The sequence below is a fragment of the Pseudonocardia sp. genome, from assembly GCF_025965585.1.
Taxonomy (GTDB): Bacteria; Actinomycetota; Actinomycetes; order Mycobacteriales; family Pseudonocardiaceae; genus Pseudonocardia.
Map to the genome: position 1 here is coordinate 1 of NZ_JAOPWR010000415.1, position 2,656 is coordinate 2,656.

7 protein-coding genes are annotated in these 2,656 nt (G+C 70.7%); all 7 read left to right on the top strand.

The features are described 5' to 3' along the window. The first annotated feature begins 252 nt into the window (after nucleotides 1-252). Nucleotides 253-408, top strand: coding sequence for a hypothetical protein (locus tag JWR81_RS25635; protein WP_297658407.1), 156 nt, complete (start codon nucleotides 253-255; stop codon nucleotides 406-408). Beyond that, nucleotides 405-620 carry a hypothetical protein gene (locus tag JWR81_RS25640; protein ID WP_297658409.1) on the top strand — a complete coding sequence of 72 codons (216 nt, stop codon included), beginning with the start codon at nucleotides 405-407 and terminating at the stop codon, nucleotides 618-620. Before JWR81_RS25635 ends, JWR81_RS25640 begins: the two co-directional genes overlap by 4 nt. After that, nucleotides 617-757, top strand: a complete 141-nt coding sequence (locus tag JWR81_RS25645; RefSeq protein ID WP_297658411.1) for a hypothetical protein — start codon at nucleotides 617-619, stop codon at nucleotides 755-757. The genes JWR81_RS25640 and JWR81_RS25645 overlap by 4 nt, the downstream gene beginning before the upstream one ends. Nucleotides 758-1,050: 293 nt before the next feature. Next, the gene (locus JWR81_RS25650; protein ID WP_297658413.1) at nucleotides 1,051-1,506 is read left to right on the top strand and encodes a hypothetical protein; all 456 of its coding nucleotides are present in this window, start codon (nucleotides 1,051-1,053) and stop codon (nucleotides 1,504-1,506) included. Continuing rightward, nucleotides 1,499-1,861 (top strand): hypothetical protein, encoded by a 363-nt coding sequence (locus JWR81_RS25655; protein ID WP_297658415.1) that lies wholly within the window; start codon nucleotides 1,499-1,501, stop codon nucleotides 1,859-1,861. The genes JWR81_RS25650 and JWR81_RS25655 overlap by 8 nt, the downstream gene beginning before the upstream one ends. Nucleotides 1,862-1,897: 36 nt before the next feature. Further along, a complete protein-coding gene (locus tag JWR81_RS25660; RefSeq protein WP_297658417.1) occupies nucleotides 1,898-2,161 on the top strand; it encodes a hypothetical protein in 264 nt (87 codons plus the stop codon). Continuing rightward, a complete protein-coding gene (locus JWR81_RS25665; RefSeq protein ID WP_297658419.1) occupies nucleotides 2,158-2,316 on the top strand; it encodes a hypothetical protein in 159 nt (52 codons plus the stop codon). Before JWR81_RS25660 ends, JWR81_RS25665 begins: the two co-directional genes overlap by 4 nt. The last annotated feature ends 340 nt before the right edge of the window (nucleotides 2,317-2,656 follow it).

A 2,656-nucleotide genomic window follows, 5' to 3' on the forward strand; every position in this document is an offset into this window, starting at 1 on the left:
TGCGGAGGTGCGTGACGTCCCGGCGGCTGCGCATCTACCCGCCCCGCCGGCGGCCCCGCAGGAGCAGCCAGTGCCGTCGCCGGAACATGTCCGGGCCGCCGAGGGTGGGCACACGCCGCCCACGCCCGAAACGGCGCCTCCGGTTCGGCCGACCCACGCGGGCCCCCCGCCGACCGTTGAACCCGGCCCGACATCCACCCCGGAGCCGACTGAGACGAACCCGCCGGTCATGACCTGTCACCCGGTGGCGTCGTGACCGCCTCGCCGAAGTCCCCCGACCCCGTGCTGGCCGACCCCACCACGGAGCGCCTCGTCACGCTCGCCGAGCTGGCCGCGTACGAGCCGCCGTGGGACGACCCCGCCCTGTACCGCGACTGGTCCCTGACCGGTGAGGAGGAGACGACGTGAGCGTGCGCGAGAACCTGCGCTGGAAGATCGCCAACCAGATGAACAGGCTGCCCGGTCAGTGCTGGACCGACCTCGTCATGTGGGCGCAGCACGGCCGCGAAGATGGTCAGCCCGTGCTGCCGACGCGTCCAATCGGTTGGGCCTGCCGCAGCGATATGGCCCGCAACGGCGGGTGCTTCTGCGGGAAGATCCGGACGGGGGAGGAGACGTGAGCGTCCTTCTCCGGATCGTCACCGCCTCCCTGGTCTGGGCCGCCGTGGCTGTGGTGGTGGGCCTGTTCTTGGGTGCTGTCGTGCACCTCGCCGACGAGAGATCCCTGATCGGCTGCCCTGACGCGGAGGACCAGTGAGTACCGACGACACCCCACCCCGCGTGTGGCTCGCAGATGGCCTGCTCTTCGTGGAGAGGTCGCACCTCAACTACGACCGCTCCAGCTACGACGTCGTGCAGGTCAAGCCCCATGTGTACGCGGGAGGCATCGAGGCTTCCCTCCCTGCTGATGCGGTAGAGCTGCGACCAGTCCCGGCACCGCCCGTGGCGCACGAGGCTCCGTGCGACTGCGGCTGTCGCGGCGTGAACGCGGTCCCGGACACCGGACAGGCCCGCGGGCTGAGGGTCATCCACCCCCGCGAGCGAGACGACATGGCCGCCGCGCTGCACAGCGCTGAGTGCGACTGCGGGGACCGGCCTCACCACGAGCGGGAGACCGGCGCGGACTACAACCAGCTGGCGACAGCTGCGATCAAGCACGCCCGCATCGCGTCGGGGGACACCGTCCAGGCCCCCAATCCGCTGGATGGCGCCGACGACCTCCCGCCCGCAGTGCGCATCCAGCTCAAGGATCGCCGGGATGTGGTCGAGGTGCTGCGGGAGTACGGGTACGACGCCGACGAGCAGCATGTGGCCGCCTCGGTGAGAGCAGCACTGCGGGGGCCGGCTGCCCCGGATACCGCCGAACCAGACCTCGACCCACTCGTGGAGAACATCGGCTTCGGTGTCACGAACCGCGAGTACGTGCCCCTGTCGTGGCGGCAAGCGCAGGAAGCGGAAGAGGCCGCCGCCCGTTCCCTGACTACCGAGGAGACCCGTGATGCCTGACCCCACCGAGAAGCCCACAGCCCGAGACCGGGCCATCGGCGAACTGATCGACGTCTTCGTAAGCGGCTCGACGGGGGAGGTCGCCGCGTGGCACCTAGCCGGGGCTGCCGTCGATGCCCTGCTCGCTCACCCCGACCTCCTGCGAGAGCTAGCAGGACCGTTCGGCTGGTGCACATGGTGTGGCGGCACCGTCTCCGTGCAGGCTGATGGGCTGATCGCCCCGCACGACGCCGTGTCGAGCGCCTGCTCAGGGTCGGAGACGAAGGACTACCGGACACTCTACGAGCCGGCCGTTGTCCCGGCTTCCATCTCTCTGCTGCCCGCGCCTGTCGAGACACCGGAGCAGCAGCCGTGACTGACGACCGAGTTAAGGAACGGATGGCGATCGACGGTGAACCAGCGTGACGAGGCGCTCGTGAAGGCGTACGAGCAGGGGATCGTGGCGGGCAGGCAGGCGGCCGCGCACGAGGCCATCGGACTGCTTCGCGGCCCGGACGCGCTCGCGCGCGAGGACGCGGCCCGGGACGTGGCGCGGGCATGGGCGGGTCCGATTGACGCGGCCGTCCGGGGTGCAGTCGTCCGCGGGGCGCCCGAGCTCGCCGAGGGCCTCGACCGGCTCGCGCATGGTCTGGACAACCCGCGCATCCGCCGGTGATCGTGCCCGCCACCGTGGCCTGCCTGCGCTGCCCGGCACCCATCCCGGTGGACGTGGCCGTGACGGTGCAGCGCTCGGGCACCGAGGTGGTCATCGACGCGCAGGTGGCCGACCTGCGGGCGGCTGTGCGACGCCTGGTGCTGCTCGGCGACTGAGCTCCGGCGTCGCGGGTCCCCTCCCCGGCGCCGGCCCTGATCCCCCGTCGTGCCCGTGCCCGGGTGCGGCGGGGGATCTCTGTCGTTGGAGGCAACCCTGTCGGGGGGTTGCGCGTCTTGTCTTATAGTGGCCACCTAGTGTTGTCAAGAGCGGCCACATTCGGCCAAGATAGGCCTCATGGCCAGCTACTCGAACTCCACCACCTCCCGCTTCTGCGGGTACCACCACCAGGCCGCCTCCCTCTGCGAGGCCGCCGAGTTCGCTGACGTCCTCGACACGTTGCGCGACCTCCACATCAACCCCGAGCTCGGCACCGAACACGCCATCCTCCTCGACGAC

Bases quoted from the DNA above. Each gene is read 5' to 3' on its own strand.
- JWR81_RS25655 (WP_297658415.1), top strand. From the start codon at position 1,499: ATGCCTGACCCCACCGAGAAGCCCACAGCCCGAGACCGGGCCATCGGC.
- JWR81_RS25650 (WP_297658413.1), top strand. From the start codon at position 1,051: ATGGCCGCCGCGCTGCACAGCGCTGAGTGCGACTGCGGGGACCGGCCT.